Genomic DNA, 23766 nt, shown 5'->3' with positions numbered 1-23766 from the left:
ACAGTGTTGATTTCAACATAGTTGAATTCAACGGCGTTGAGAAATCGGCTAGGCTGACCTGGACATGGAGAGCAGACGCCCCGGCGGTCGCCGGCCCGGGAACCCGCCGACGCGGGAGGCGATCCTGCGGGCCGCCATCGCCGCCTTCACCGAGAAGGGCTACACCGCGACCACCATCCGCGGCGTGGCCCGCGCCGCCGGTGTCGACCCCGCGCTGGTCGTGCACTTCTTCGGAGGGAAGGAACGCCTCTTCCAGGCGGCCATGCGCGCCGGCGGCATGCCGGCGCGGCGGCTCGTCGACGCGGTCCCCGGCGACCCGGCGACGCTCGGCGAGCGGGTGCTGCGCCGCTACCTGGAGCTGTGGGAGCACCCGGAGGACGGGGCCAGGCTGCGGGCCGTCGTCGGCGCCGCCTTCACCTCCCCGTCGGCCGCGGACCTGGTGCGGTCCTTCCTGGCCGAGGAGATCCTGCGGCCGATGATCGAGGCGGCGTCCCTCGACCACGGCGAGACCCGGGCCGCGCTGGTCACCTCCCACCTCGTCGGCATCGCCTACCTGCGGTACGTGCTCCGGGTCGAGCCGATGGCCGCGCTCACCGTCGACGAGCTGGTCGCCTGGGCCGGTCCGGCCCTCCAGCGGTACATCACCGGCCCGCCGCCCGCGCTGCCGCATGGTGGCGCGGCCCCCGGGGACCCGGGCGTCCTCCGGGAACCGCCGCCCCCGCGAGCGCCGGGCGGTCCTCCAGCCTGATCCGCTCCACGGCCCGGAGCCGATCGAGCGGCCCGTCTCCTCCTCGGGGAGGACGCGCGGGCACGGGTCGTTCCCAGGGAGGATGCGACGCGGTCGCTCCCGCGGGTTACGGTGAAGGCGTGAACGATCCGGGACAGATTCGGGTATCCGACGCCGAGCGCGAGGCCGTGGTCGAGCGGCTCCGCGAGGCCTCCGTCGAAGGCCGGCTCACCTTGGCCGAGCTGACCGAGCGCACCGAGGCGGCCTACCTCGCCCGGGCCCGGGCCGAGCTCGACCAGCTCACCGCCGATCTCCCCGGCGGCGCGCCGGCGGCCCGCCCGGTGAGCCCCCCGGCCCCGGCCGGTGGGGGCCGCGAGTCGATCGTCGCCATCATGAGCAGCACCGAGCGCTCCGGCACCTGGCGGATCGACCGCGAGCTGAGCGTGTTCGCCCTGATGGGCGACGTCAAGCTCGACCTCCGGCAGGCCGCGGTGCGCACCCGCGGGGTGGACATCGCCGCGACCTGCGTGATGGGCAGCATGAAGGTGATCGTCCCGGACGGCGTCGTCGTCGAGCTCTCCGGACTGACGATCATGGGGGACAAGAAGGTCGACGTGGTGCAGCCGCCGTTCGGCCAGAGCGCCCCGGTCGTCCGGATCCACGCCAACGTGGTGATGGGCGACGTGAAGGTCCTCGGCGAGTCCCGGGTGGGACGGCTGGAGCGCGCCTGGCGGGCCTGGACCGAGTGGTGGCAGACGCGCCGCCAGGAGGTCCTCGGCGGGCCCGGCGCGGACCCCTACCGGGCGATCCCCGGCGGCATGGGCGGCACCGGCCGGCCGGACGCCCCGCCCGCGCCGCCGTACGGCCGGCCGTACGGGCACGAATGATCCACCGGCGTACGGCCACTAGGGGAGGCCGGCCGGGCGGTTCCCGCGCGGCGCGCAAGTGAGCCACCGGCGCGCGGCTAGGCGGTGACCGCGGCCGGTGCCTCGCCGCCGACCGCGGCGGGCGCGGCCTCAAGCGCCTCGCCGTACCGCTGCAGGACGATCGTGACCAGCTCGGGCGCCGCGCCGAGCACGCCCGCGACGCGGTGCGCGCCCGCCGCCAGCGCGGCCTGCCGCACCTTGTCGGAGAAGTGGCCCGGGGCGAGCAGGTAAGGGGCCACCACCACCCGGGGCGCGCCCGCGCCGAGCAGCCGCCGGACCTCCTCCTCCGGCGTCGGCGCGGCGGCCGAGGCGTACGCGGGGGTCACCGACCACCACGGGCGCAGCCGGGCCCACGCCTCCGCCACCTGGGCGATCACCGCGTTCGCCCGCCGGTCGCTCGACCCGGCCGAGACCAGGACGACCGCGGTCCCGGGATCCCCGATGTCCACCCCGGCCTCGGCGAGCCGCCGCTCCAGGGCGGCGATGAGCAGCGGGTGCGGGCCGAGGGGCGCGCCGAGGCGCACGCGCAGCCCGGGACGGCGGGCCGACGCGGCCCGGAGCGCGGCGGGGAGGTCCACCTTGCTGTGGTAGGCGGCGGTGAGCAGCAGCGGCAGCACCACGGCCTCGTCCAGCCCGGCGAGCGCCGACGCCGGGCTGGGGGCGGCGTGGTCGAGATAGGCCGCCCGCGCGTCGAGCCCGGGGCGGGCCCGCCGCACCCCGGCGAGCAGCTCCTCCACCGTGGCGGCCGCGCGCGGATCGCGGGAGCCGTGCGCCACCGCGATCAGCGGCGGTCCGGGACTGGGCTGCGCGGCCATCGGCGGGCTCACAGGTGGATGCCGCACTCGACCTTGCCGAAGCCGGCCCACCGGCCGCTCCGCGGGTCCTCACCCGGCGCCACCCGCCGGGTGCACGGCGCGCACCCGATCGAGAGGTAGCCGTCGTAGTGGAGCGGGTTGATCAGCACCCCGCGCTCGGCGATGTACTCGTCGACGTCCCGCTGGGTCCACCGCGCGATCGGGTTGATCTTCACCATGCCGCGCTTGGCGTCCCACTCCACCACCTTGACGTTCGCCCTGGTCGGCGACTCGTCCCGCCGGATCCCCGAGATCCAGGCGAGGTACGGCTCCAGCGCCCGGTTGAGCGGCACGACCTTCCTCAGGTGGCAGCACAGGTCGGGGTCGCGCCCGTACAGCCGCGGCCCCAGGTCGCGGTCCTGCTCCTCGACCGTGCGGGAGGGGGTCACGGTCACCACGTTGACCGGGTAGACGGCCTGCACCGCGTCCCGGGTGCCGATGGTCTCGGCGAAGTGGTAGCCGGTGTCGACGAACAGCACCTCGATGCCGGGCTTGACCCGGCTCACCAGGTCGATAAGGAGCGCGTCGCTCATCGAGGAGGTGAGGCAGAGGCGATCCCCGAAGGTCGCGGCCGCCCACCGGATGATCTCGGTGGCCGGCGCCTCCTCCAGGAACTCGGCGGCCGACTCGGCGACCTGCCGCAGGTCGAGCGTCCCCTTGCGGCCCGGGCCCGCCGTGGTCTGGGTCAGCGTCATCCTCACTCCTCACCCGCTGTGGTCGCGCGACCGGACGCCCACGCCGAGGAAGCGCACCCGGAACGCCCGGGCGCACGACCGGCAGTACCAGCCATGGCTCTCCTCTTCGGTCACGTACGGCTCGAGGTCCTCCTCGCCGCAGTAGGGGCAGTGGTAGGGGGCGGCCCGTTCGCTCATCCGCTCTCGCTCCGTTTCCCGCGCCGGGTGCCGCCCGGCGGCGCGGTGCGCGAGGCCCGCCCGCCGTACGGCACGCCGGCGTTCACGACAGGTCGGCCTCGTCGGCGCGCCGCACCCACTGGGCGAAGGTCTCGCCCTCGTTCCGGTGCTTGAGGTAGTTGCGCACCACCCGCTCGACGTAGTCGGGCAGCCCGTCCGCGGTGGTCTTCAGGCCGCGCACCTTCCGCCCGAAGCTCTTCTCGAGGCCGAGCGAGCCGCCCAGGTGGATCTGGAACCCCTCGACCTGCTCGCCGTTCTCGTCCAGGACGAGCTGGCCCTTCAGGCCGATGTCCGCGACCTGGATGCGGGCGCAGGAGTTCGGGCAGCCGTTGACGTTGATGGTGAGCGGCTCGGAGAAGCCGGGCAGCCGCCGCTCCAGCTCGTCGATGAGCCGGGCCGCCCGGGCCTTGGTCTCCACGATCGCGAGCTTGCAGTACTCGATGCCGGTGCAGGCCATGGTGCCCCGGCGGAAGGGGGACGGGTTCACCTGCAGGTCGGCGGCCTCCAGCTCCGCGACGATCGAGTCCACCTTCTCCGGCGCCACGTCGAGGATGACCATCTTCTGCTCGACGGTCGTCCGGATCCGGTCGGAGCCGTGCCGTTCGGCGATGTCGGCGATCCGGTGGAGCAGCTCGCCGCTGAGCCGGCCGACCTTGGGGGCGAAGCCGACGTAGAAGTTCCCGTCCTTCTGCCGGTGGACGCCGACGTGGTCCCGGTTGCCGCCGCGGGGCGCCGCCGGCTCCGGGCCGTCGGGCAGGGCGTACCCGAGGTACTCGGTCTCGAGCACCTCCCGGAACCGCTCCACGCCCCAGTCGCTGACCAGGAACTTCAGCCGCGCCCGGTTGCGGAGCCTGCGGTAGCCGTAGTCGCGGAAGATGCCGCAGACCCCGGCCCAGACCTCGTGCACCTGCTCGGGCCGGACGAACGCGCCGAGGCGCTTGGCGAACATCGGGTTGGTGGACAGGCCGCCGCCCACCCACAGGTCGAAGCCGCGCTCGCCCTGCTCGTTCACCACGCCGACGAACGCCACGTCGTTGATCTCGTGCACCGTGCACTGGGCGGCGCAGCCGCTCACCGCGGTCTTGAACTTGCGGGGCAGGTTCGAGAAGGCCGGGTCCCCGATGTAGCGGTCGGCGATCGCGCGGATCTGCGGGGTGGCGTCGATCACCTCATCGGCGTCGATCCCGGCGAGCGGGCAGCCGATGATCACCCGCGGGGTGTCGCCGCAGGCCTCGGTGGTGGTGAGGCCGACCGCCTCCAGCCGGTTCCAGATCTCCGGGACCGACTCGATCTCCACCCAGTGGAGCTGGATGTTCTGCCGGTCGGTGACGTCGGCCGTGCCCCGGGCGTACTCGGCCGACACGTCGGCGATGGTGCGGAGCTGGGCCACGTTGAGCCGGCCCCCGTCGATCCGCACCCGGAGCATGAAGTACCGGTCGTCGAGCTCCTCCGGCTCGAGCACGGCGGTCTTGCCGCCGTCGATCCCCGGCTTGCGCTGCGTGTACAGCCCGTACCACCGGAACCGCCCGCGCAGGTCGGCCGGGTCGATCGAGTCGAAGCCCCGTTTGGCGTAGATGTCGATGATCCGCTGACGGACGTTGAGCCCGTCGTCGTTCTTCTTCAGCTCCTCGTTCTTGTTCAGCGGCTCGCGGTAGCCGAGAGCCCACTGGCCTTCGCCGCGCGGTCGTTTGTGGTGGCGGCGGGTCGCCGGGCGGGCAGCCGGGGTGCTCATGGCGCGTCCTTCTCCGAGGATCGGGTCATCGGGACTTAGCCCGGGCACGGCGTCGGGCCCGGGAGAGATCAGGCTGGGATTCGAGCAACGCGCGGCACGGCCGGCCCACCGCCGGTGCGGGGGCATACGAAAACGCCGGCCGGACGCTGGGTCACACGAGTACGGAGCGGCCGTCAGCCGGCGTGAGTACAGATGGCGCTACGGACACGCAGAAGATCGACGTGGCGTCGCACGACGAGCAACGGGTCCGCTGGCATGGTCACGACGATACCGTGATCACTACCGTTGTCCAAGTTTGGGTCCATTATGCGGACAGCTCGATCCCGGCGGCACGCGCCCCGGTGGCCCGGATCAGCCCTGGTGCCGCCAGTTCTCCGCGGGCTCGGGCCTCCGGTCGTCGAGCCGGCGGTGCTGGCAGTCGCACCAGGTGCCGCCCCGGCAGTCCTGGTGCCGGCGCTCCTTGCACGCGTCACAGATCATGACCCATCGCCTCCTCCCGACGGACCGCGCCGGGGAGGTCCGCGCACCGGGCGAGGACGCGGCCATGCGCTCCGGGCCCGCGGCCTCCGCCGGATACGTGCCCGCCATCGCGGGCGCGTACGGCCCGGCACCGGCGCCCCCGCCGCCGATCGCGCCGCCGTCCGGGGCGGCGCCCCGCGCCCGGACCGCCCGCGGCGTGCGCATGCGTTTCGCCGTGCTTTCAGCATGCCGGGGCGCGCGCGGCGGTGGCAAAGCGGGGCGGGCCGCCCAGAGCGGGCGGCCGGTCGATGAGCGCGCCTCCGATAGAGTGATGGGGCACGCGACTGGCGCTTGACGTGCCGCCGGCACGTCAAAAGGTGGGGCACCACCGGGGAGCGAATCCGCGGAGGCCGTGCGCCTGGGTCGCCGCGGCACATAGGAGAGGAAAGGCGCCGTGGCAGACGAAACGCTGAAGGCAGTCGACCCCGAGATCGCCGCGCTCATCCAGGCCGAGGAGCGCCGGCAGGCCGACACGGTCAAGCTCATCGCCTCGGAGAACTACGTCTCCCGTGCGGTGCTCGAGGCCACGGGGAGCGTGCTGACCAACAAGTACTCCGAGGGCTATCCCGGCAAGCGGTACTACGAGGGCCAGCAGATCATCGACCAGATCGAGACCCTGGCCATCGAGCGGGCCAAGCGGCTCTTCAACGTGGCCCACGCCAACGTCCAGCCGTACTCGGGGTCGCCGGCGAACCTCGCGATCTACCTGGCGTTCCTCAACCCCGGGGACACCGTCCTCGGCATGGGCCTGCCGTTCGGCGGCCACCTCACGCACGGCTGGTCGGTCTCGGCCACCGGCAAGTGGTTCAACGCGGTCCGGTACGGCGTGCGCAAGGACACCGGCCGGATCGACATGGACCAGGTGCGGGAGCTCGCGCTCGAGCACCGGCCGAAGCTGATCTTCTGCGGCGGCACGGCCATCCCGCGCATCATCGACTTCCCGGCCTTCGCCGAGATCGCCCGGGAGGTCGGCGCGGTGCTCGCGGCCGACATCGCGCACATCGCCGGCCTCGTCGCCGCCGGGGTCCACCCGTCCCCGGTCGGCCACGCCGACGTCATCTCCACCACCACCCACAAGACGCTGCGGGGCCCGCGGGGCGCGATGCTCATGACGAACTCCGACGAGCACGCCGTGGCGATCAACAAGGCGGTCTTCCCCGGCCTCCAAGGCGGCCCGCACAACCACACCACGGCCGCGATCGCCGTGGCCCTGCACGAGGCGGCCCAGCCGGAGTTCAAGGCGTACGCCGAGCAGATCGTGAAGAACGCCAAGGCGCTCGCCGATGAGCTGCTCAGCCGGGGTTACGACCTGGTGTCCGGCGGCACGGACAACCACCTGATCCTGATCGACCTCACCAACAAGGGCATCGGCGGCAAGCCCGCGGCCCAGGCGCTGGACCGGGCCGGTCTGGAGACGAACTACAACACCGTGCCGTTCGACCCGCGCAAGCCGTTCGACCCGTCCGGGATCCGGATCGGCACCCCGGCGGTCACCTCCCGGGGGATGCGCGAGCCGGAGATGCGCCAGATCGGCGCGTGGATCGACGAGGTCATCACCGCGGTGGCGAAGGGCGACGCCGAGGACGTGATCGCCCGGGTCCGCGGCGAGGTGACCGAGCTCACCGCCAAGTTCCCCGCGCCCGGCATCTCCCTGTGACACCGGCCCGGCCGGGGGCGTGCCTCCCGACCGGCGGGTGACGGCTCACGAGCGTGACAGAGCACGAACGCCCCGCCGCGCACGTCGCGCGGCGGGGCGTCGCATGTCCGGGTCGTTCCGCCGGCCGCCTGCGCGGCCCGGGCCGGCCGTCCGGCGCCGCCCGCGGGTACGGGCCCGGCGGGTGGCGGGACGCGGTCCCACGCGGTGCCGCGCGGGGTGCGGCTCCGGCCCCGAGCCGCGGCCCGGTGCGCCATACGGACGGCGTCCGCGGGGCCGGGCGGGCCCGGAGCGGACGGTCCGCGGCGGCGATGGCGGCCGCGGACGGGCGGGGGAGGCCGCCCCGGCCGGTGACGGTGACCGCCGGGGCGACCGGTCGCACGCTTTCGGTTCCGTGCCTTTGTGCTGTGTGGCTCCGGCCACGCCGCCAGGTTTACGGACCGCTGATCGGTGGTATGAAAAGGTCGATCGACCCACCCATTGGTCCTGGCATGCGTGACTGGCAGGGAGAGAGCCGGCCGGGGTGTTCCGCGGTGCGGGCAGGCGGAACACCGCACGGCCAGCGGACGCGTTTCGGGGAGGGGGGTAGACGGCTCAGGCGACCGCGCTGATGCCGGCGCTTGCCGCCCGGCGCATACGACGACGGCGCTCGGAGGCCCGCTCGTCCTCGTTCATCCCGCCCCACGTGCCGTACTTCTCCGGCCGGGATAGGGCGTAGTCGAGGCATTCAATGCGAACCGGGCACTGAGCGCAGATGGCCTTGGCCTTACGCTCCCGGATTTCGCGCTCGGGCTGACGCTCACCGTCAGGCCCGAAGAAGAGCACAAGGTCCTCTCCCCGGCACGCGGCATGATCCTGCCAGCCCCAGCTGGGGCGCGGGCGGGCGAGCTGCCGACGTACCTGAGACATGAGAAACCACCTTTGGTGCGAATCGTTTCAGTGTTCGTGCCGAGTTGGACGCTTGTGGTGTCCCTGGTACCAACGCGGGGATCGGCCGTGGTGTTCCCAGCGGGCGCGGTCAGGTCGACACGGGCATGAGCGGGCTCAGCCCGGCCAACCTGTAGGTCGAAATCGCCTCGGCGCAGGTCTCACCGCACGGTGCGGAGAACACCGTGGGCTCGACCACGACCCGGAACCGCGACAGGCCACGCTGTGACGTGCATCGCACGACACAGACCGTGGCGTCGCCTTCCGCCCAAGAGGATTCCACGGCCACCCCGTCCACCGAGAGCTCACCCGTGTGGACCCGGGTGAAGTGCTCGGCGGCCTGCAGTGGCTCAGGGATACCCGCGCGTCCCCGGAAACGGTCGAGGACGACCTCGCCGCGCCGGTACGCGTGTGCGGCCGCGATTGCAGCAGCCTGAGACATGCTGCCGTAGTAGAGGCCGTGTGGCAAGCATACGAGATTGGCGGCGTATCGATCACCGCCAACGTGTGTGGTTTCCCATACTTCGCCGGGCAGGCTCGCCGCGAGGTGCCGGGCGAGCGGGAGCCCCAGGCGCGCGCAGCACGCGTTGCGCTTGCCGTGGGTGCACACCAGGAAGACCGGCTTGTCCACCAGTATGCAGGACTCCGGAACCACTCCGTGCCCGAGCGCGTCCAAGTCAAGATCGTTTGGATTTTCAAAGAACCCCTCGGCCACCCACGGCTCCTCCGACCGGGAGGAGGCGACGAAGACGTGGATCGGCCCCGGGGCGGCCTTGCGGGACCCGGGCCGGCGGATGAGCTGCCCCCGTATCCCGAGGGCGGCCGCGCGGTCCAGCAGAGTGCGCATCGCGCCGGGAAGCCGGCACCGATCCAGGGACGCCGCCCACGGCCCAGGGTGTTCGATGAGCAACCAGTGCCGCGCGCCGACCGTGGCGCTCGCCAGAACCGGCGCCTCCCCCGTGTGGCAGGCGGCGGGATGGTCGCATCCGTTCGCCACTTCCGTCCCGCCTTCCTCTCACGTGCTTAGGTTAGTCTAACCTTACTTCTCTGCCACGGTCTCAGGGGAGGGTGAAATCCCCGTCAGGGGTTCCCGGGCGGAGCACGCCGCAGACCGGGCTCGCCTTCCCGGCGCCGGGCGGGCGACGGCGAGCGGACCGCACCCGGGCGCGGAAGGCCCCGGCGGCCTCCGGTCCCGGCGAGCGGCTCGGCCGGCCGCGGAGGGGCCGGCCGTACCGGCCGGGCACCGGTCAGCCGGCCGCGGCGAGCGCGGCCTCGGCGGCGGGCAGGGCGGCCGCGCGGTCCTCGGGGACCAGGCCGATCCGGGTCCGCCGGTCGAGCAGGTCGGCCACGTCGAGCGCCCCCTCGCTGCGCACGGCCCACACCAGCTCGGCCCGGGTGATGCCGAGCGCGACCGGCTCGGCGAGCTCCGGGTGATCGCGCATGAGCGCGTGCACGGCGGCCGCCTCCGCGCCGTAGCGCCGAACCAGCCTCCTGGGCAGGCCGGGGCCGACCGGCCCGGCGCCCACCAGCGGCAGCCGTGCCGTACGGCTCGGCCCCGCGTGCGGGCAGGCCGCGTCCACGGCCTCCTCGGCCATCCGCCGGTACGTGGTGAGCTTTCCCCCCACGACCGTGACGACCCCGTCCCGCGAGCGGAGCACCGCGTGCCGCCGGGACAGGTCGGCGGTCCGGCCGGCCCCGTCGAGCAGCGGGCGCAGCCCGGCGAACGCCCCCGCCACCTCCTCCCGGCCGATCGGCTCGGCGAGCACGGAGTTGAGCACGTCGAGGAGGAAGGCCACGTCGCCCTCGGTCGCCTCGGGCACGTCCGGGATCGGCCCGTCGACCGGCTCATCGGTGAGGCCGGCGTAGGTCCGCCCGTCGGCCTGGGGCAGCACCACCACGAACCGGTTCAGCTCGCCCGGGATGGGCACGTGGAGCCCCACCGCCTGGCCGCCGAGGGCGCCGGGGCGGAGCACGATGTGGGTGCCCCGCGACGGCCGCAGCCGCACCGACGGCACGAGCGTGCCGGCCCACACCCCGGTGGCGTTGATCACCGCCCGGGCGCGCAGGGTGAACTCCTCGCCGGTGAGCTCGTCCCGCACCTGGGCGCCGTCCCCGGAGACCGCCAGGGCTCGGCACCGGGTGAGCACCCGCGCCCCGTGCCCGGCCGCCGTCCGGGCGATGGCGAGGACCAGCCGGGCGTCGTCCACCACCCGGCCGTCCCAGGAGACCAGGGCGCCGCGCAGCCCGTCCCCCCGTAACGCCGGGGCGAGGGCGAGCGCCCGCCCGGGCGGCACCCGGCTCGGGCCGGGGAGCAGCCGCCGCGGCGTCCCGGCCGCGGCGCGGAGCGCGTCGCCCAGCCGGTACCCGGCGAGCACCGCGGCCTCCTGCGCCCGGCTCACCGCGGGGGTGAGCGGCAGCAGGTACGGGTGGGCGGCGACCAGGTGCGGCGCGATGCGGCGGAGCAGGCGCCCGCGCTCCACCGCGCTCTCCCAGGCGACGCCGACCTGACCGCGGGCCAGGTAGCGCAGCCCGCCGTGGATCAGCTTCGAGCTCCACCGCGAGGTGCCGAACGCGATGTCGTGCGCGTCGATCGCGACGACCGACAGGCCGCGGGAGGCCGCGTCGAGGGCCGCCCCGGCGCCGGTCGCCCCGAGCCCGATCACCAGCAGGTCGGCGACGGTCCGGCGTGCCTCGGCGAGCTCACGCTCCCGCCGGGCCGCGTTGAGGCGGGTATCCATGTTCTTCTCCACGATCACGCATTACTCTGGGGTACCCCACTGGGAGGCGTTCGGAATCGTGAAAACCCCGATGATCCCCGCGGAACCGATGAACTGGTCCGGATGGGGAGATCCTGACAAGGCCGTGGAGCTGCCGGACGAAGTGCGCCGGCTCCTCGGCGAGGTGCTCGGCGTGCGGGAGCCGGCGCGGCCGGCCGCCGGCCTCGGCGAGGTGCGCCTGCCGGACCCCGCGCTCCCGGAACGGGTGCGCGACGGGCTCGCCGCCATCGCCGGCGACGCGCACGTCCGCGCCGACGACGAGACCAGGATCCGCCACACCCGCGGCAAGTCCACCCCCGACCTGCTGCGCATGCGGGCCGGGGACGGGTCGGACGCGCCCGACGCGGTCGTGTACCCGGGGTCGCACGACGAGGTGGTGGAGATCCTGCGGCTCTGCTCGGAGCACCGGGTGGCCGTGGTGCCGTTCGGCGGCGGCACCTCGGTGGTCGGCGGGCTCGCCCCCGTGCGCGAGGGGTACGCCGGGGTGGTGGCGCTCGACCTCTCCCGGCTCAACCGCCTCGTCGAGGTGGACCCGGTGTCGATGGTCGCCGAGCTCGAGCCGGGGCTGCGCGCCCCGCAGGCGGAGGACCTCCTCGCCGGGTACGGGCTCACCCTCGGCCACTTCCCGCAGTCCTACGAGTACGCGACGCTCGGCGGGTTCGCCGCCACCCGGTCGAGCGGGCAGGCCTCCGCCGGGTACGGGCGGTTCGACGACATGGTGGTCGGCCTCACCGTCGCCACACCCCGCGGCACCCTGCGGCTGGGCCGGGCCCCGAGGTCGGCCGCCGGCCCGGACCTGCGCCAGGTGATCCTCGGGTCGGAGGGCGCCTTCGGCGTGATCACCTCGCTCCGGCTCCGGGTCCGCCCGGTCCCCACGGCGCGGATCCAGGAGGGGTGGCGGTTCGAGTCGTTCACCGCGGGCACGGCCGCGCTCCGCCGGCTCGCCCAGGACGGCCGGCTCCCGGCCATCCTCCGGCTGTCGGACGAGACGGAGACCCTGATCGGCCTCGCCCGGCCCACCGAGATCGGCGCGGCGCCCGCCATGTCCGGCTGCCTCGCCATCGTCGGGTACGAGGGCGGCCAGGACGACGTGGCGGACCTCCGGAAGCGGACCGCGGAGGCGCTCACCCGGATGGGCGGCGAGTATCTCGGCACCGAGCCGGGGGAGCGGTGGGCCGAGGAGCGGTTCGCCGCCCCGTACCTGCGGGACGCCCTGCTCGCCGCGGGCGCCACCGTGGAGACCCTGGAGACCGCCTGCTTCTGGTCGGGCATCCCCCGCCTGTACGAGGCCGTGCGGAGCGCGCTCACCGCCGCGCTCGGCAAGCCGCTCGTCATGTGCCACATCTCCCACGTGTACGCCACCGGCGCCTCGCTGTACTTCACCGTGGCGACCGCGCAGACCGCCGACCCGGTCGGCCAGTGGGCGGCCGCGAAACGGGCGGCCAACGAGGCGATCATCGAGGCCGGGGGCACGATCTCCCACCACCACGGGGTCGGCCGCGACCACCTGCCCGCGTACGCCGCGGAGATCGGGGAGCTCGGCGCCGAGATCCTCCGCGCGATCAAGGAGCGGATCGACCCGGCGGGCATCCTCAACCCCGGCGTGCTGATCCCCTGACGGCCCGCGCACGGCATGCCCTGGGCGCCGGCCCGGCAGGCCGGCGGCCGTACGGCCCCGCGAGCGCGGTGCCGCGCCCGGCCGCGGGGCGGCGGTGCGGTGCGTGCCGGGCACGGGCGGCGGCACGTCCCGGGCGCGGGGCCCGTCGGGCGGCTGGGAGCCGGATCGTCGGTGCCGCCTGGCACGCTGGAGGCGTGCACGTGGTGGTGGCCCCCGAACCGGACGGGGGCGGGACGATCCGCCCCGCCGGGCAGGCGGCGACCCGGGTTCCCGACCTCGCCGCCGCCGTGCGCCGGCTCGAGGCGGCGGGCCGTCCCCGGTGGGTCTGGGCGGACACGCGGCGCGTCTACCCGCGGCTGCTCGCGGCCGGGGTGCGGGTGACGCGCTGCCACGACATCGCCCTCACCGAAGGGCTGCTGCTCGCGGCCGAGGGGCGGTACGGGCAGCCCAGGAGCGCGCGCGCCGCGTACGCCCGGCTGCGCGGGCTCCCGGTGCCCGAGGACGCCGACGAGCCCGGCGAGCCCGCCGAGGGGGAGCAGCAGGCCCTCTTCACCCCCCGGCCGCCGGACCCGATCGGCGTGGCCGAGGCCGACCTCGTCGCCGAGGTGTTCGAGGACCAGTGGCGCCGGATCGCGCGCACCCCTCACCCCGGGCGGTTCCGGCTTCTCGTCGCCGCCGAGTCGGCCGGGGCGCTGATCGCGGCGGAGATGCGCCACCACGGCATGCCGTGGCGGCAGGACGTGCACGACGCGCTCCTCACCGAGCTCCTCGGCCCGCGCCCCGCGCCCGGCATGCGCCCGGCGCGGCTCCAGGCCCTCGCCGACGAGATCTCCGCGGCCTTCGGCCACCCGGTCAACCCCGACTCCCCGCAGCAGCTCCTGAAGGCGTTCAAGGCCGCCGGGATCGACCTGCCCTCCACCCGCTCCCACGTGCTCGAGCGGGTCGACCACCCGGCGGTGAAGCCGCTGCTCGAGTACAAGGAGCTCTCCCGGCTGCACAGCTTCTACGGCTGGGCGTGGGCCGCCCAGTGGGTGCGCGGCGGCCGGTTCCACCCCGAGTACGTGGTCGGCGGTGTGGTGAGCGGCCGGTGGGCGACGAGCGGCGGGGGAGCGCTGCAGATCCCCAAGGTGATGCGCCGGGCGGTCGTGGCCGACCAGGGCTGGACGCTCGTGGTCGCGGACGCGGCCCAGCTCGAACCGCGCGTGCTCGCCGCGATGTCCGGGGACGCCGCGCTCGCCCGCGCGGCCGGCGAGGCCGACCTGTACTCGGCCCTGGCCGAGGCGTTCGGCGGGTCACGGGAGTCCGCCAAGATCGCCATGCTCTCCGCGATGTACGGCGGGACGAGCGGGGACGCCCCCCGGCTGCTCGCGGTCATGCGGCAGCGGTTCCCCCGGGCGTACGCCTTCGTGGAGGAGGCGGCGCGCGCCGGGGAGGAGGGACGGGTCGTCCGGTCGTGGCTCGGCCGCACGTGCCCCCCACCGTCGCAGCGCTGGCGCGAGCTCACCGCGGGCCCGGACGGCGGGCGGGTGGCCCGGGAGCGGGGCAGGTTCACCCGCAACTTCGTGGTGCAGGCGACCGCCGCCGAGTGGGCGCTCACCCTCCTCGCGGTGCTGCGCGGCCTCCTGCCGGACCCGGCGCGGCTGGTGTTCTTCCAGCACGACGAGGTGATGGTGCACTGCCCGCTGCACCAGGCCGAGCGGGTGCGGGCCGCGGTCGAGCGGGCGGCCGGCGAGGCCACCCGGCTGCTCTTCGGCCGGACGCCGGTGCGGTTCCCGATGAAGGCGGTCGCGGTGCGCTGCTACGCCGACGCCAAGTGAGCCCGCGGGGCCGGTCCGGCCGTGCCACGAAGCGCGCGCAGGGGTTCGGAGCGGTGTGCGCCCGGGCGTATGGGACCCGTGCCGGGCTGGGATCGGACCGGTGTGCGGCCGGGCGGACGAGACCGGTGCGGACGCCGGGATCGGAGCGGGGTGCAGGCCGACCGGCGGGCCGCCGGGATGGGAACGGACGCCCCGCCGGTGTGCGGGAGCGGCCGGCACCGAACCGGGGTGAGGCGATCAGACCGGGGTGAAGGTGTTCCAGAGCACCTGCCGCACCCGCGCCGCCGACTCGTTCCAGTCGTAGTCGGGCGAGCTGAAGGTGATCGCGTACGCCTTCCCGCCGGCCTGGACGTACCGGACGACCACGTGGATGGTCACCTGCTTGTCGTCGGTGTAGGTGTACTCCCAGTCGGCCGCCGGCCACCGGTAGTTGACCGAGTCCAGGCGGATCTGCGTGTAGTCCGGGTGCTTGCCGACGTCGAGCTGCTGCTCGGTGGCCTGGAGCGCGGCGAGGCTGCCGTCGGTGATCTCCTCGATCGTGATCTTCTGGCCGCTCTGCCGGGGGCCGGTGAAGGTGAGCGCCCCCTCCGATTCGGAGACCGTCCAGTTCTTCGGCACCGCCACGGATATGCCGCCCTCGGTGTGCGTGCGGTACCCCTTGGGCGGGTCGGGGATCCGCACGCTCTCGCGCGCCTCCGGCGTGGCCGCCGCCGTCGGCTGCGCGACGGCCGCCGGCTCCCGGTCCTCCTCGGCCGGGTCGCCGCCGGGCAGCAGCACGAGGAGAAGGGTCACGAGCAGCCCGAGCACGGCCGCCGCGGTCACCACGGTGAGGAGCACCGAGCGGACGTCGCGCCCGGACGAGGTGCCGTCGTGGCGGTCCCGATCCCGTGAGGCGTCCCGCCGGTCCCGGTCCCGTGAGGCGTCCCGATGGTCCCGGTCCCGTGAGGCGTCCCGGCGGTCACGCGCCCGCGCGGCCGGGCCGTCCCGGTGCTCACCGTCCGTCCGGCCCTCGCCGCCGCCCCGCTCGGCGGCCGCCCGGGAGACCGGCCCCGTGTCCTGCCGCGGCCAGGCGTCGGCCAGGGAGGGCCGGGCGGCCGGCGGAGCCTCCGGCGCGGCGGCCTGCGGCATCGCGTGCGGTCCCGAGGAGGAGAGCTCCTCCGGGGGGACCGGCACCCGGACCGGCCCGGACGGGGTCTCGATGATGCGCATCGGGTTCGGCCCGGACGGGAAGTCCAGGGGCGGCAGCAGCCCGGCGGGGAGCGCGTCCTGCGGGGTGGGCGCCGACAGCGGAGTCGCCGCAGAGTACGGCGCGCCGGCCCCGTGGCTGCGCAGGATCTGCTCGAGCATCTCGTGAACCTGCGCGGCCGGGAGCCGGTCGGCCGGGTTCTTGCGGAGCAGGCCCTGGATCACCGGGAGCAGGGCCCCGGCCCGCTGCGGAGGGGCCGGGTCCTGTGTGAGCACGGCGCCGAGCACCGCGACCGCGTCCGGCCCCTCGTACGGCGGGCGGCCCTCCACCGCGGTGTAGAGCGTGGCCCCGAAGGACCACAGGTCGGCGGCCGGGGTGATCGGGCGGCCCTGCAGCCGCTCCGGCGGGATGTACGCCGGGGAGCCCATCAGGATCCCGGTCTGGGTGATCGTGACCTCGCCCTCGACCGCGGCGATCCCGAAGTCGGTGAGCACGACCCGATCGTTGGTCAGCAGCACGTTCCCCGGTTTCACGTCGCGGTGGAGGATCCCGGCGGCGTGCGCGTGGCGCAGGGCGTCGAGCACGCGGATGCCGATCTCGGCGGCCTGCACCACCGGCAGGGGACCGCTGTGCCGTACCGCCTGCTCCAGCGACCAGGCGCGGACGAGCTCCATGACGATCCACGGCCGCCCGTCCTCTTCGACCACGTCGTGGACGGTGATGATGCCGGGGTGGCTGAGCCGCGCCGCCGACCTCGCCTCGCGGAGCACCCGGCGGTAGGCCGCCTGCGTGCCCGCGTGGTCGAGGCCGAACGGCAGGATCAGCTCCTTGACCGCGACATCACGATCGAGCAGCTCGTCGTGGGCGTGCCACACCATCCCCATGCCGCCGCGGCCGACCGGCGAGAGCAGCCGGTACCGCCTGCCGATGAGCCGACCCTGCCCCTTCATCGGGGCGTCCCCTGAAGATCGCTGGCCTTCCGGCATGGGGGGGACCATACCGAGCAAGCGATCGGTCGTCATGGAAAGGTCCCCAATCCGCGCTCGATTCGCATGATCCCCCAACCGGATCGTGCGAGATCACCGGTAACTGAGGTCGGCCACCGATACTAGAGTGAAAACGCGGTCAAAGGGAATTCACACCTCAGTCAGGGCATGAAGGGCGGCGACGAACGGTTCAACCGGCGGCCGCACCAATCCGGCGCCCACCTGCCCCGTTCCCGCGACCCGTCCGGCGATTCCCGTGTTGATCACGGGGAGCAGCCCGGTCCGCGCGACGAGCGCGACGTCGATCCCCACCGGAGTGCCGCGGAATCCGAAGCCGGGGATCTGGTAGGCCGGGTGCTCGGCCAGGGTGATCTCGTACATCGAGGTGGTGGCGGCGAACGCGTCCTTCACCTCCCCGCCGACGAACCGCACGATCGCCGGGGCGGCGGCCATCGCGAACCCGCCGAGGCCCACGGTTTCCGTGATCGCCGAGTCGCCGATGTCCGGATTGGCGTCGTCCGGGCCGTACGCGCCGAGGTAGAGCCCGTCCGGAATCCCGGCCGGCCCGGTGAACCAGCGGTCGCCGAGCCCGGAAACCTGAATTCCGAAATCGGTTCCGTTTCTGGCCATCGCCACGACAAGGCTCGATCCGGGAACGTTGCGCGCCGCGTCCGCGCTGACTTTCGCCGCGGCCATTCCGGGGTTCAGGAAGAAATGATCATTCCCATTGATGAAGCGCAGCACCTCGGCGGCGCGCTCCGGGGCCGCGTCCACGATCGCCGGGGCGAGCTCGCGCAGCAGCAGCGAGGTGGCGGCGCGGTTGCGGTTGTGGAGCTCGTCGCCCATCTGCAGCGCCTGGGCGATCAGCGTCTTGAGGTCGATCGGGCCCGTCTTCTGCAGCGCCGCCTGGAGCACCGGGCCGAGCACCTCGCCCATCCACCGCAGGCGCTCGATCACCTCCGGCCCGTAGGCGCCGTAGCGGAGCACCTTGCCCAGGCCCTCGTTGAGCGAGCAGTACGCGGTGCCGCCGTGCTCGGCGTCGACGACCTCGAACATCCACATCGACGGGCTCACCACCCCCGCCATCGGGCCCACGGCGCGGTGGTGGTGGCAGGAGTCGAGGGTGATCCCCTTGCCCGAGGCCAGGGCCGCCTCCGCCTCCTCCGGGGTGGCGGCGAGCCCTTCGAACAGCATCGCCCCGATCAGGGCGCCGCGCATCGGCCCCGAGGCCCGCTCCCAGGTGATCGGCGGGCCGGCGTGGAAGAACGTCCCCGGCTCCAGGCCGAGCACCTCCCGGGCCGGCCGGACGCCGACGAGCTGGGGGCGCGCGGAGAGCATCCGCCCCACCGCGGTCCGGTTGGCCTCCTCGCGGCGCGGGTCGGCGAGCACCTTGGCGAGCGCCTCCGAGGTGCCGGGGAGCGGCGGCCGCCAGTCCACCGGCCGCCGGGGCACGGCCTGCCGGTCGAGGGCCTCGTCGAGGAGGGCGGCCCCCACCGTGATCACACGCGGCTCTTGGTTCAGCATCGAGAGGGTCATGCGGCTCCGATCATCCACCTCGCGTGCCGGGCGGCGGCCGCGTTCGAGGTGAACACGGCCGCTCCCGCTTCGTTCAACCGGGCGGCCTGAGTGCGCAGGCCCTGCGGGTCGCCCTCGGTGCCGATGAGCGCGACCACCACGTTCACCCCCCGAGCCCGGGCCGCCTCGATGGCCGGGGCCAGCTTCGCGGCCGGGTCGGGGTCGGCCCCGTGGCCGAGCACCACGTCGAGGAGCACCACGCCGGAGTCGACCTCGGCGAGCGCCTCGAGGCGGAGCGTGGGGTCGATCATCGGGTGGGCGCGTCCCCGCGTGTACGCGTCGTCGCCGAAGTCGGTGAACTCGCCCGTGCCCACGATCAGCTCGGCCTCGGTGCAGAGCGTGCCGCCCGAGTACAGGCCGCGCAGGCTCTGCGGCGCCGGCCGCGCGGGCTCACCCGGGGCCGGCCACGACGGCCACTCCGGCACCGGCCGGCCGAGGGCGCCGAGCACCTTCTCCGTCGCCGTGGTGAGGTCCTCCTGGCCGGGCCCGAGCAGCGCGTAGACCACGGGCTTGGTGAGCCCGAGCTCGCGGACCGCGGCCGCCGCCTCGGGCGCGGGCGGCTTGGAGATCAGCACGATCAGCTCGGTCGCCGGGTCCTCGTCGAGCGCGCGCAGCGCCTGCACCGCCGAGCGCCCGCCGACCTCCGCCGACAGGTCCCGGCCGCCCACGCCGAGCACGTGGCTGACGCCCACGCCCGCGTGGTCGAGCAGGCTCGTCACCTGCTGGGCGCCGGTGCCGGAGGCGGCCACCACCCCGACCGGCCCGGGCCGGAGGACGTTGGCGAAGCCGAGGCCGGCCCCGGCGACCACCGCGGTGCCGCAGTCCGGGCCCATGACCAGCACGCCGCGCTCCCGCGCCCGGTCCTTGAGCAGGATCTCCTGCTCCACCGGGACGTTGTCGCTGAAGATCATGACGGAGAGCCCGGCCTCGATGGCGTCGAGCGCCTCGGCGAACGCGTGCTCGCCCGGAACGCTCACCAGGACCATGGTCGCGTCCCACGACCGCGCGGCCGACCGGGTCGTGCGCGGGTGGGCCTCGTCCTGCCGGCCGGCGCCGCCGCCGGCCGTCCGCTCGGCGAGCCTCCGGTCCAGTTCGGCGACCGCCGCGGAGAGCTCGTCCTCCGAGGCGGCGCGGATCGCGATCAGCAGGTCGCCCGGGGTGGCGGGCGGCACGGTGAAGCCGAGATCGCGGGCGAGTGCGACGTTGAGCTCGGTGGCCATCGCGACGACGGCGACCTCCACCCCGGGCCGCGCGGAGAGCGCCTGGCTCACCCGCATGAGGGTCACCGAGTCGTGGTAGACGCCTGCGCGTACTTCGACCAGATCGTTCAAGGACGCTCCCAATGGACAAGGACGGCGGACAGGCCGGCGTGGATGCCCCACAGCAGGTCGGCGCCCGAGGTGTGGCCGACCTCCAGCAGGCGGTGGACCGCGGGGGCGAGCGGCCGGCGGCCGGTGAGGCCGTGGAGCACTGCGAGCACCTCCCGGGACGCCTCCCCGCGGGCGGCGCAGTGGAGGAGGGTGGCGGAGATCGGCGTCGTGCTGGTGCGGGCGTGGTACGTCACCGTCGCGGCGAGCCAGTCGGCGAACCAGACCGCCCGCGGCGCCCCGGCCGCGTGACCGAGCCGGCGCATCGCGACGAGCAGGCCGCACAGCATGTCGTCACCGCTCGGGGTCAGGCCCGGGCCGAGCCCGATGAGCCGTTCCGCCGCGGTGACCGCGTCGGCGAGCGAGCCGGTGCGGCAGCCCGCCGCGAGCCGGGCGGCGTCGCCGCCGAGGTCGAGCCCCGGCCGCCGCGGCGCGGTGGCGATGATCTCGTCGAGCGCGGCGAGGCCTCGCCGCAGCGACTCCGGATCGGCCGCGCCGAGCGGGGGCGCCGGGTCCCACCAGCGGTGGACCGTGACGCAGAGCCGCCCGGCGCCGGCCATCCCCTCTCCGACCCAGGCCTCGTCATCGCAGGAGAGCACGGCCGCGAGGTCGGCCGGCCCGGCCTGCCCGGCGAAGCCGACCACGATCGCGTTGGGCGGCCGGACGGCGTCCGGGGTCACGAGTGCGATCACCCGCGGCTCGGCCCCGCTCCGCACCTCCAGGTAGGCGGCGGCGGGGAACACGGCGAGCACGCGGGCCGGGCGCCGTGGCGCCTGCACCGCCGGGCGCAGGGCGACGCTGGCCGCGCCGCCGGCGAAGACGGTCTGCCGGCGGGTACGGCCCCACTTCCCCGTCGTTCGCCGCTCCAGGCGCGTGCCAACGCTCACAGGACCTCCTGACGACAAGCGATTCCGACGGTAGAGTCCGCCGCCCCGGCACCGTACGGAGAAAGCTGCCAACAGTCGGCCGGATGCTTGGCTCTTCCTGACAGGAGGTGACCTCGTGCACAATCGGCGCCACAAGGAAGGCCCGGCACCCCCCGGAGTTGCGCGATGACGAACGAGCCGGCGCCCCCGGCGCTGCGATTGGCGAGTACCGGAAAGATCCTGCACGGCATCTCGGTCGGCGAAGTGCTCGAGGTCTCCACCCTGGCCGACGCACAGCTCATCGCCGGAAAGGACGGGCTGGGCCGCATCGTCCAGCGGCTCAACGTCATGGAGGTCCCGGACATCCTCGCCTGGGTGAAGCCCAACGAGCTGCTGCTCACCACCGGGTATCCGCTGCGCAACACGCCCCAGTCGCTCGACCGGCTCGTGGCCGACCTGGACGAGCGCGGGCTGTCCGCGCTGGCGATCAAGCTCGGCCGTTACCTGGACGAGCTGCCCGAGGTGATGGTCGAGCAGGCCGACCGGCTCGCCTTCCCCCTGATCTTGCTCCCCAACGACGTCGGCTTCGACGACATCCTCAACCAGGTCCTCACCGACATCCTCAACCGCCAGGCGGCCATGCTCGCCCGGACCGAGGAGGCCCACCGGGCGCTGGTCCAGATCGTGCTCGCCGGCGGCGGGCTGCGCGAGGTGACCGCCGAGGTCGCGGGCCTGCTGCAGGTGGCGGTCGCGGCCGTCGACCGCTCGGGCCGGATCCTCGCCACCGCCGGCGACCCCGCCCAGGTGGCGCGGTTACGCGAGATCCACGCGGCCGCGGCCGACGTGACCGCCACGTCGATCACCCCGGTGTTCGAGGCCGACCACCACTACACGGCCGTGCCCGTGGTGGCGGGCGGCCACCACTACGGCCGGATCGCCGCGTACAGCCCGCACGAGCCGCTCGGCGCGGGCGAGATCCAGATCCTGGAGCGGGCCGCGACCGTGGCCGCGCTGGTCATCACCAAGCAGGAGGCCATCACCGCGGTCGAGAGCAAGTACCGCGCCGACTTCCTGCGGGACGTGCTCGCCGGCCGGGGCGGCGCCCGGGTCACCGACCGCGCCCGGGCGTTCGGCTGGGACCTGGAGCGCCCGATGTGCGTGCTCGTGGCGGAGATCGACCCGGACGCGGTGGAGCGGCCGATCCAGGACCGGATGGTCTCCGCCTGGCAGGCCGCGGTGCGCAAGCACGACCCGTGCGGCGCGGTCGCCGGGTTCTCCCACGAGGTCGTCGCCGTGGTCGGCTCCTCCGTGGACCCGGTACGGCTCGCCCGCGACGCCCGCTCCGCCGTACCCGACGGCACGTTCTCCACCGGCATCAGCCGGGTGGCCCAGGACGCCGGCGCGCTCCCCGGGGCGTACGGCCAGGCGCTGAAGGCCGCCCGGGTGGGCCGCCAGCTCCACGGGGCCGGCGCGATCGCGCACTTCGACGAGCTCGGCGTCTACCGGCTGCTCTCGTTGGTGAAGGACACCGGCGAGCTGCACGCGTTCGTCAAGGAGACGCTCGGCCCGCTCGCCGGGGACGACGACCCGGACAACGCCGACCTGCGGCGGACCCTCCAGGTGCTGCTGGAGACCAACCTCAACGTGGCCGAGACCGCGCGGCGGCTGCACTTCCACTACAACACGCTGCGGTACCGGATCAGCAAGCTCGAGCGCATGCTCGGCTGCTTCACCCAGGACCCGCACTTAAGGCTCAATCTCACCCTCGCCCTGCACGTGTTGCGCATGCGGGGCATCTGACGCGACTAGCCGATACGGTTTGGCAAATCCTGCCCATGTCTAGCGCCGACGCCGGTCCTACAGTGCCGCAAACAGTCCACACAACGGCAGCAAGTGCCACGGAGGGACGAGTGCGGGGTGTCCACCGGCCCTCGGCCTGTAGCTGAAGGAGCTCGCATGGCCCTCAGATGGAAGGTGCACGGCGACGGCAAGACGCTGGCGCCCGGTGAGGTGGTCAAGCCCGACGAGCGGCTGAGCTGGCCGCGGATGATCGGGTTCGGTTTTCAGCACGTGGTCGCGATGTTCGGCGCCACGTTCGTGTTCCCCGTCGTCATGGGGCTCGACCCGAACATCGCGGTCATGATGTCCGGCGTCGCCACGATCTTGTTCCTGCTCATCGTCCAGGGGAAGATCCCGAGCTATCTCGGTTCGTCCGCGTCGTTCGTCGGCGGCGTGGCCGCCATCCGGGCGGCGCAGGGCGATGACGCCACGGTGACCGGCGCGATCCTCGTCGCCGGTCTGGTCCTCGCCGCCGTGGGCGTGGCCATCCACTTCCTCGGCGTCCGGATCATCAACCGGATCTTCCCGCCGGTGGTGACCGGTGCCGTGGTCATGCTCATCGGCTTCGGCCTCGCCTACGTGGTCGCCCAGGTCTACTGGCCCAAGGACCAGTGGGTCGCGCTGATCACGATGGTGGTGACGGGGCTCTTCATCGTCCTGTTCAAGGGCTTCCTCGGCCGGATCGGGATCCTGCTCGGCCTGATCTTCGGGTACGTGCTCTCCTGGGTCCTCGACGTGACCGTCGGCCAGATCACCTCGCCCACGGCCACCGGCGAGGTCGCCCCGCACTACCGGGTCAACCTGGAGAACGTGGCCGCGGCCGACTGGATCGGCCTGCCGCAGTTCCACGGTCCCGCCTTCGAGTTCTCGGCGATCGTCCTGGTGCTCCCCGCCGTGATCGCCCTGATCGCGGAGAACGTGGGGCACGTCAAGGCGGTCGGCGAGATGACCGGCACGGACGTCGACCCGTACATGGGCCGGGCGGTCATGGCCGACGGTGTCGCCACCGTCGTGGCCACCTCGGTCGGTGGCTCTCCGACCACCACCTATGCCGAGAACATCGGCGTCATGGCCGCCACCCGGGTGTACTCGACCGCGGCCTACTACATCGCCGCGATCATCGCCATCCTCTTCGGCCTCTGCCCGAAGTTCGGCGCCCTGGTGTCGGCCACGCCGGACGGCGTCCTCGGCGGCGTGACCGTGATCCTGTACGGCATGATCGGCCTGCTCGGCGCGAAGATCTGGATCGAGAACCGGGTGGACTTCTCCGACCCGGTGAACATGGTCCCGGTCGGCGCCGGGATCATCCTCGCCATCGGCCCGGTCACCCACCAGATCACCGACGACTTCTCGCTCGCCGGCATCGCGCTCGGCACGATCGTGGTCCTCGGCGGGTATCACGTGCTCCGCTGGATCGCGAACCGGCCGGGCACGCAGGCGGCGGTGAGTGAGAAGGCCCCAGCCGAACGAGACGCATCAGTCTGA

General features: G+C 74.0%; 19 protein-coding genes. 7 read left to right on the top strand and 12 right to left on the bottom strand.

Annotated elements, in window-relative coordinates; all coding sequences use genetic code 11:
- Window positions 1–64: 64 nt before the first annotated feature.
- Both TBIS_RS11145 and TBIS_RS11140 read left to right on the top strand, forming a co-directional pair.
- Window positions 65–748, top strand: a complete 684-nt coding sequence (locus TBIS_RS11145; RefSeq protein WP_013132492.1) for a TetR/AcrR family transcriptional regulator — start codon at window positions 65–67, stop codon at window positions 746–748.
- 119 nt (window positions 749–867) lie between these two features.
- The gene (locus TBIS_RS11140; protein WP_013132491.1) at window positions 868–1614 is read left to right on the top strand and encodes a DUF1707 SHOCT-like domain-containing protein; all 747 of its coding nucleotides are present in this window, start codon (window positions 868–870) and stop codon (window positions 1612–1614) included.
- A 77-nt stretch (window positions 1615–1691) separates the two neighbouring features.
- Here TBIS_RS11140 and TBIS_RS11135 read toward each other — a convergent pair whose 3' ends face one another.
- The 5 genes from TBIS_RS11135 to TBIS_RS20090 all read right to left on the bottom strand — a co-directional run bounded on the left by TBIS_RS11135 (window position 1692) and on the right by TBIS_RS20090 (window position 5630).
- Window positions 1692–2468, bottom strand: coding sequence for a sirohydrochlorin chelatase (locus TBIS_RS11135; RefSeq protein WP_013132490.1), 777 nt, complete (start codon window positions 2466–2468; stop codon window positions 1692–1694).
- An 8-nt stretch (window positions 2469–2476) separates the two neighbouring features.
- Window positions 2477–3202, bottom strand: a complete 726-nt coding sequence (locus TBIS_RS11130) for a phosphoadenylyl-sulfate reductase (RefSeq protein ID WP_013132489.1) — start codon at window positions 3200–3202, stop codon at window positions 2477–2479.
- A gap of 9 nt (window positions 3203–3211) precedes the next feature.
- A complete protein-coding gene (locus tag TBIS_RS11125) occupies window positions 3212–3379 on the bottom strand; it encodes a hypothetical protein (protein ID WP_013132488.1) in 168 nt (55 codons plus the stop codon).
- Between the two features lie 82 nt (window positions 3380–3461).
- A complete protein-coding gene (locus TBIS_RS11120; RefSeq protein WP_013132487.1) occupies window positions 3462–5150 on the bottom strand; it encodes a nitrite/sulfite reductase in 1689 nt (562 codons plus the stop codon).
- Window positions 5151–5501: 351 nt separating this feature from the next.
- Window positions 5502–5630, bottom strand: a complete 129-nt coding sequence (locus TBIS_RS20090) for a hypothetical protein (RefSeq protein WP_277397008.1) — start codon at window positions 5628–5630, stop codon at window positions 5502–5504.
- A gap of 433 nt (window positions 5631–6063) precedes the next feature.
- Here TBIS_RS20090 and glyA point away from each other — a divergent pair, with 433 nt between their 5' ends.
- Window positions 6064–7326: a serine hydroxymethyltransferase gene (gene glyA / locus TBIS_RS11110; RefSeq protein WP_013132485.1), complete on the top strand. Its 1263-nt coding sequence runs from the start codon at window positions 6064–6066 to the stop codon at window positions 7324–7326.
- Between the two features lie 591 nt (window positions 7327–7917).
- On the opposite strand, the gene TBIS_RS11105 is transcribed toward glyA, so the two are convergent.
- The 3 genes from TBIS_RS11105 to TBIS_RS11095 form a co-directional block, all read right to left on the bottom strand.
- Window positions 7918–8232: a WhiB family transcriptional regulator gene (locus tag TBIS_RS11105; RefSeq protein ID WP_013132484.1), complete on the bottom strand. Its 315-nt coding sequence runs from the start codon at window positions 8230–8232 to the stop codon at window positions 7918–7920.
- 109 nt (window positions 8233–8341) lie between these two features.
- Window positions 8342–8965 (bottom strand): sucrase ferredoxin, encoded by a 624-nt coding sequence (locus tag TBIS_RS11100; protein ID WP_242384263.1) that lies wholly within the window; start codon window positions 8963–8965, stop codon window positions 8342–8344.
- A gap of 532 nt (window positions 8966–9497) precedes the next feature.
- Window positions 9498–10988, bottom strand: a complete 1491-nt coding sequence (locus TBIS_RS11095; RefSeq protein ID WP_041432195.1) for a glycerol-3-phosphate dehydrogenase/oxidase — start codon at window positions 10986–10988, stop codon at window positions 9498–9500.
- A gap of 88 nt (window positions 10989–11076) precedes the next feature.
- Here TBIS_RS11095 and TBIS_RS11090 point away from each other — a divergent pair, with 88 nt between their 5' ends.
- Both TBIS_RS11090 and TBIS_RS11085 read left to right on the top strand, forming a co-directional pair.
- Window positions 11077–12645 (top strand): FAD-binding oxidoreductase, encoded by a 1569-nt coding sequence (locus TBIS_RS11090; RefSeq protein WP_086014825.1) that lies wholly within the window; start codon window positions 11077–11079, stop codon window positions 12643–12645.
- A gap of 194 nt (window positions 12646–12839) precedes the next feature.
- Entirely contained in the window at window positions 12840–14462 is a 1623-nt protein-coding gene (locus TBIS_RS11085) for a bifunctional 3'-5' exonuclease/DNA polymerase (protein ID WP_041431485.1), read from the top strand.
- A 237-nt stretch (window positions 14463–14699) separates the two neighbouring features.
- Here TBIS_RS11085 and TBIS_RS19430 read toward each other — a convergent pair whose 3' ends face one another.
- From TBIS_RS19430 to TBIS_RS11065, 4 genes are all read right to left on the bottom strand, one after another.
- Complete coding sequence (locus TBIS_RS19430) at window positions 14700–16598, bottom strand: serine/threonine-protein kinase (protein WP_013132479.1); 1899 nt, start codon at window positions 16596–16598, stop codon at window positions 14700–14702.
- A gap of 186 nt (window positions 16599–16784) precedes the next feature.
- Window positions 16785–18170, bottom strand: coding sequence for a YlbE family protein (locus TBIS_RS11075; RefSeq protein WP_013132478.1), 1386 nt, complete (start codon window positions 18168–18170; stop codon window positions 16785–16787).
- Complete coding sequence (locus tag TBIS_RS11070) at window positions 18167–19540, bottom strand: FdrA family protein (protein ID WP_013132477.1); 1374 nt, start codon at window positions 19538–19540, stop codon at window positions 18167–18169. Before TBIS_RS11070 ends, TBIS_RS11075 begins: the two co-directional genes overlap by 4 nt.
- Window positions 19537–20463, bottom strand: a complete 927-nt coding sequence (locus tag TBIS_RS11065) for an oxamate carbamoyltransferase subunit AllH family protein (protein WP_013132476.1) — start codon at window positions 20461–20463, stop codon at window positions 19537–19539. The genes TBIS_RS11070 and TBIS_RS11065 overlap by 4 nt, the downstream gene beginning before the upstream one ends.
- Before the next feature lie 165 nt (window positions 20464–20628).
- Here TBIS_RS11065 and TBIS_RS11060 point away from each other — a divergent pair, with 165 nt between their 5' ends.
- Together TBIS_RS11060 and TBIS_RS11055 are read left to right on the top strand one after the other, a co-directional pair.
- The gene (locus tag TBIS_RS11060) at window positions 20629–22242 is read left to right on the top strand and encodes a PucR family transcriptional regulator (protein ID WP_013132475.1); all 1614 of its coding nucleotides are present in this window, start codon (window positions 20629–20631) and stop codon (window positions 22240–22242) included.
- Window positions 22243–22398: 156 nt separating this feature from the next.
- Window positions 22399–23766, top strand: a complete 1368-nt coding sequence (locus TBIS_RS11055) for a uracil-xanthine permease family protein (protein ID WP_013132474.1) — start codon at window positions 22399–22401, stop codon at window positions 23764–23766.

The organism is Thermobispora bispora DSM 43833, assembly GCF_000092645.1.
GTDB classification, from domain to species: Bacteria; Actinomycetota; Actinomycetes; order Streptosporangiales; family Streptosporangiaceae; genus Thermobispora; species Thermobispora bispora.
The sequence above is the reverse complement of the archived record's forward strand: the minus strand, read 5'-3'. Positions and strand labels throughout refer to the sequence as shown.

What these genes read in the sequence shown, in the direction of transcription:
- TBIS_RS11105 (WP_013132484.1), bottom strand. Translation starts at nt 8,232, where the DNA reads ATGTCTCAGGTACGTCGGCAGCTCGCCCGCCCGCGCCCCAGCTGGGGC.
- TBIS_RS11060 (WP_013132475.1), top strand. Translation starts at nt 20,629, where the DNA reads ATGACGAACGAGCCGGCGCCCCCGGCGCTGCGATTGGCGAGTACCGGA.
- TBIS_RS11055 (WP_013132474.1), top strand. Translation starts at nt 22,399, where the DNA reads ATGGCCCTCAGATGGAAGGTGCACGGCGACGGCAAGACGCTGGCGCCC.
- TBIS_RS11090 (WP_086014825.1), top strand. Translation starts at nt 11,077, where the DNA reads ATGAACTGGTCCGGATGGGGAGATCCTGACAAGGCCGTGGAGCTGCCG.
- TBIS_RS19430 (WP_013132479.1), bottom strand. Translation starts at nt 16,598, where the DNA reads ATGAAGGGGCAGGGTCGGCTCATCGGCAGGCGGTACCGGCTGCTCTCG.
- TBIS_RS11125 (WP_013132488.1), bottom strand. Translation starts at nt 3,379, where the DNA reads ATGAGCGAACGGGCCGCCCCCTACCACTGCCCCTACTGCGGCGAGGAG.
- TBIS_RS11130 (WP_013132489.1), bottom strand. Translation starts at nt 3,202, where the DNA reads ATGACGCTGACCCAGACCACGGCGGGCCCGGGCCGCAAGGGGACGCTC.
- TBIS_RS20090 (WP_277397008.1), bottom strand. Translation starts at nt 5,630, where the DNA reads ATGATCTGTGACGCGTGCAAGGAGCGCCGGCACCAGGACTGCCGGGGC.
- TBIS_RS11135 (WP_013132490.1), bottom strand. Translation starts at nt 2,468, where the DNA reads ATGGCCGCGCAGCCCAGTCCCGGACCGCCGCTGATCGCGGTGGCGCAC.
- TBIS_RS11120 (WP_013132487.1), bottom strand. Translation starts at nt 5,150, where the DNA reads ATGAGCACCCCGGCTGCCCGCCCGGCGACCCGCCGCCACCACAAACGA.
- TBIS_RS11095 (WP_041432195.1), bottom strand. Translation starts at nt 10,988, where the DNA reads ATGGATACCCGCCTCAACGCGGCCCGGCGGGAGCGTGAGCTCGCCGAG.
- TBIS_RS11145 (WP_013132492.1), top strand. Translation starts at nt 65, where the DNA reads ATGGAGAGCAGACGCCCCGGCGGTCGCCGGCCCGGGAACCCGCCGACG.
- TBIS_RS11075 (WP_013132478.1), bottom strand. Translation starts at nt 18,170, where the DNA reads ATGACCCTCTCGATGCTGAACCAAGAGCCGCGTGTGATCACGGTGGGG.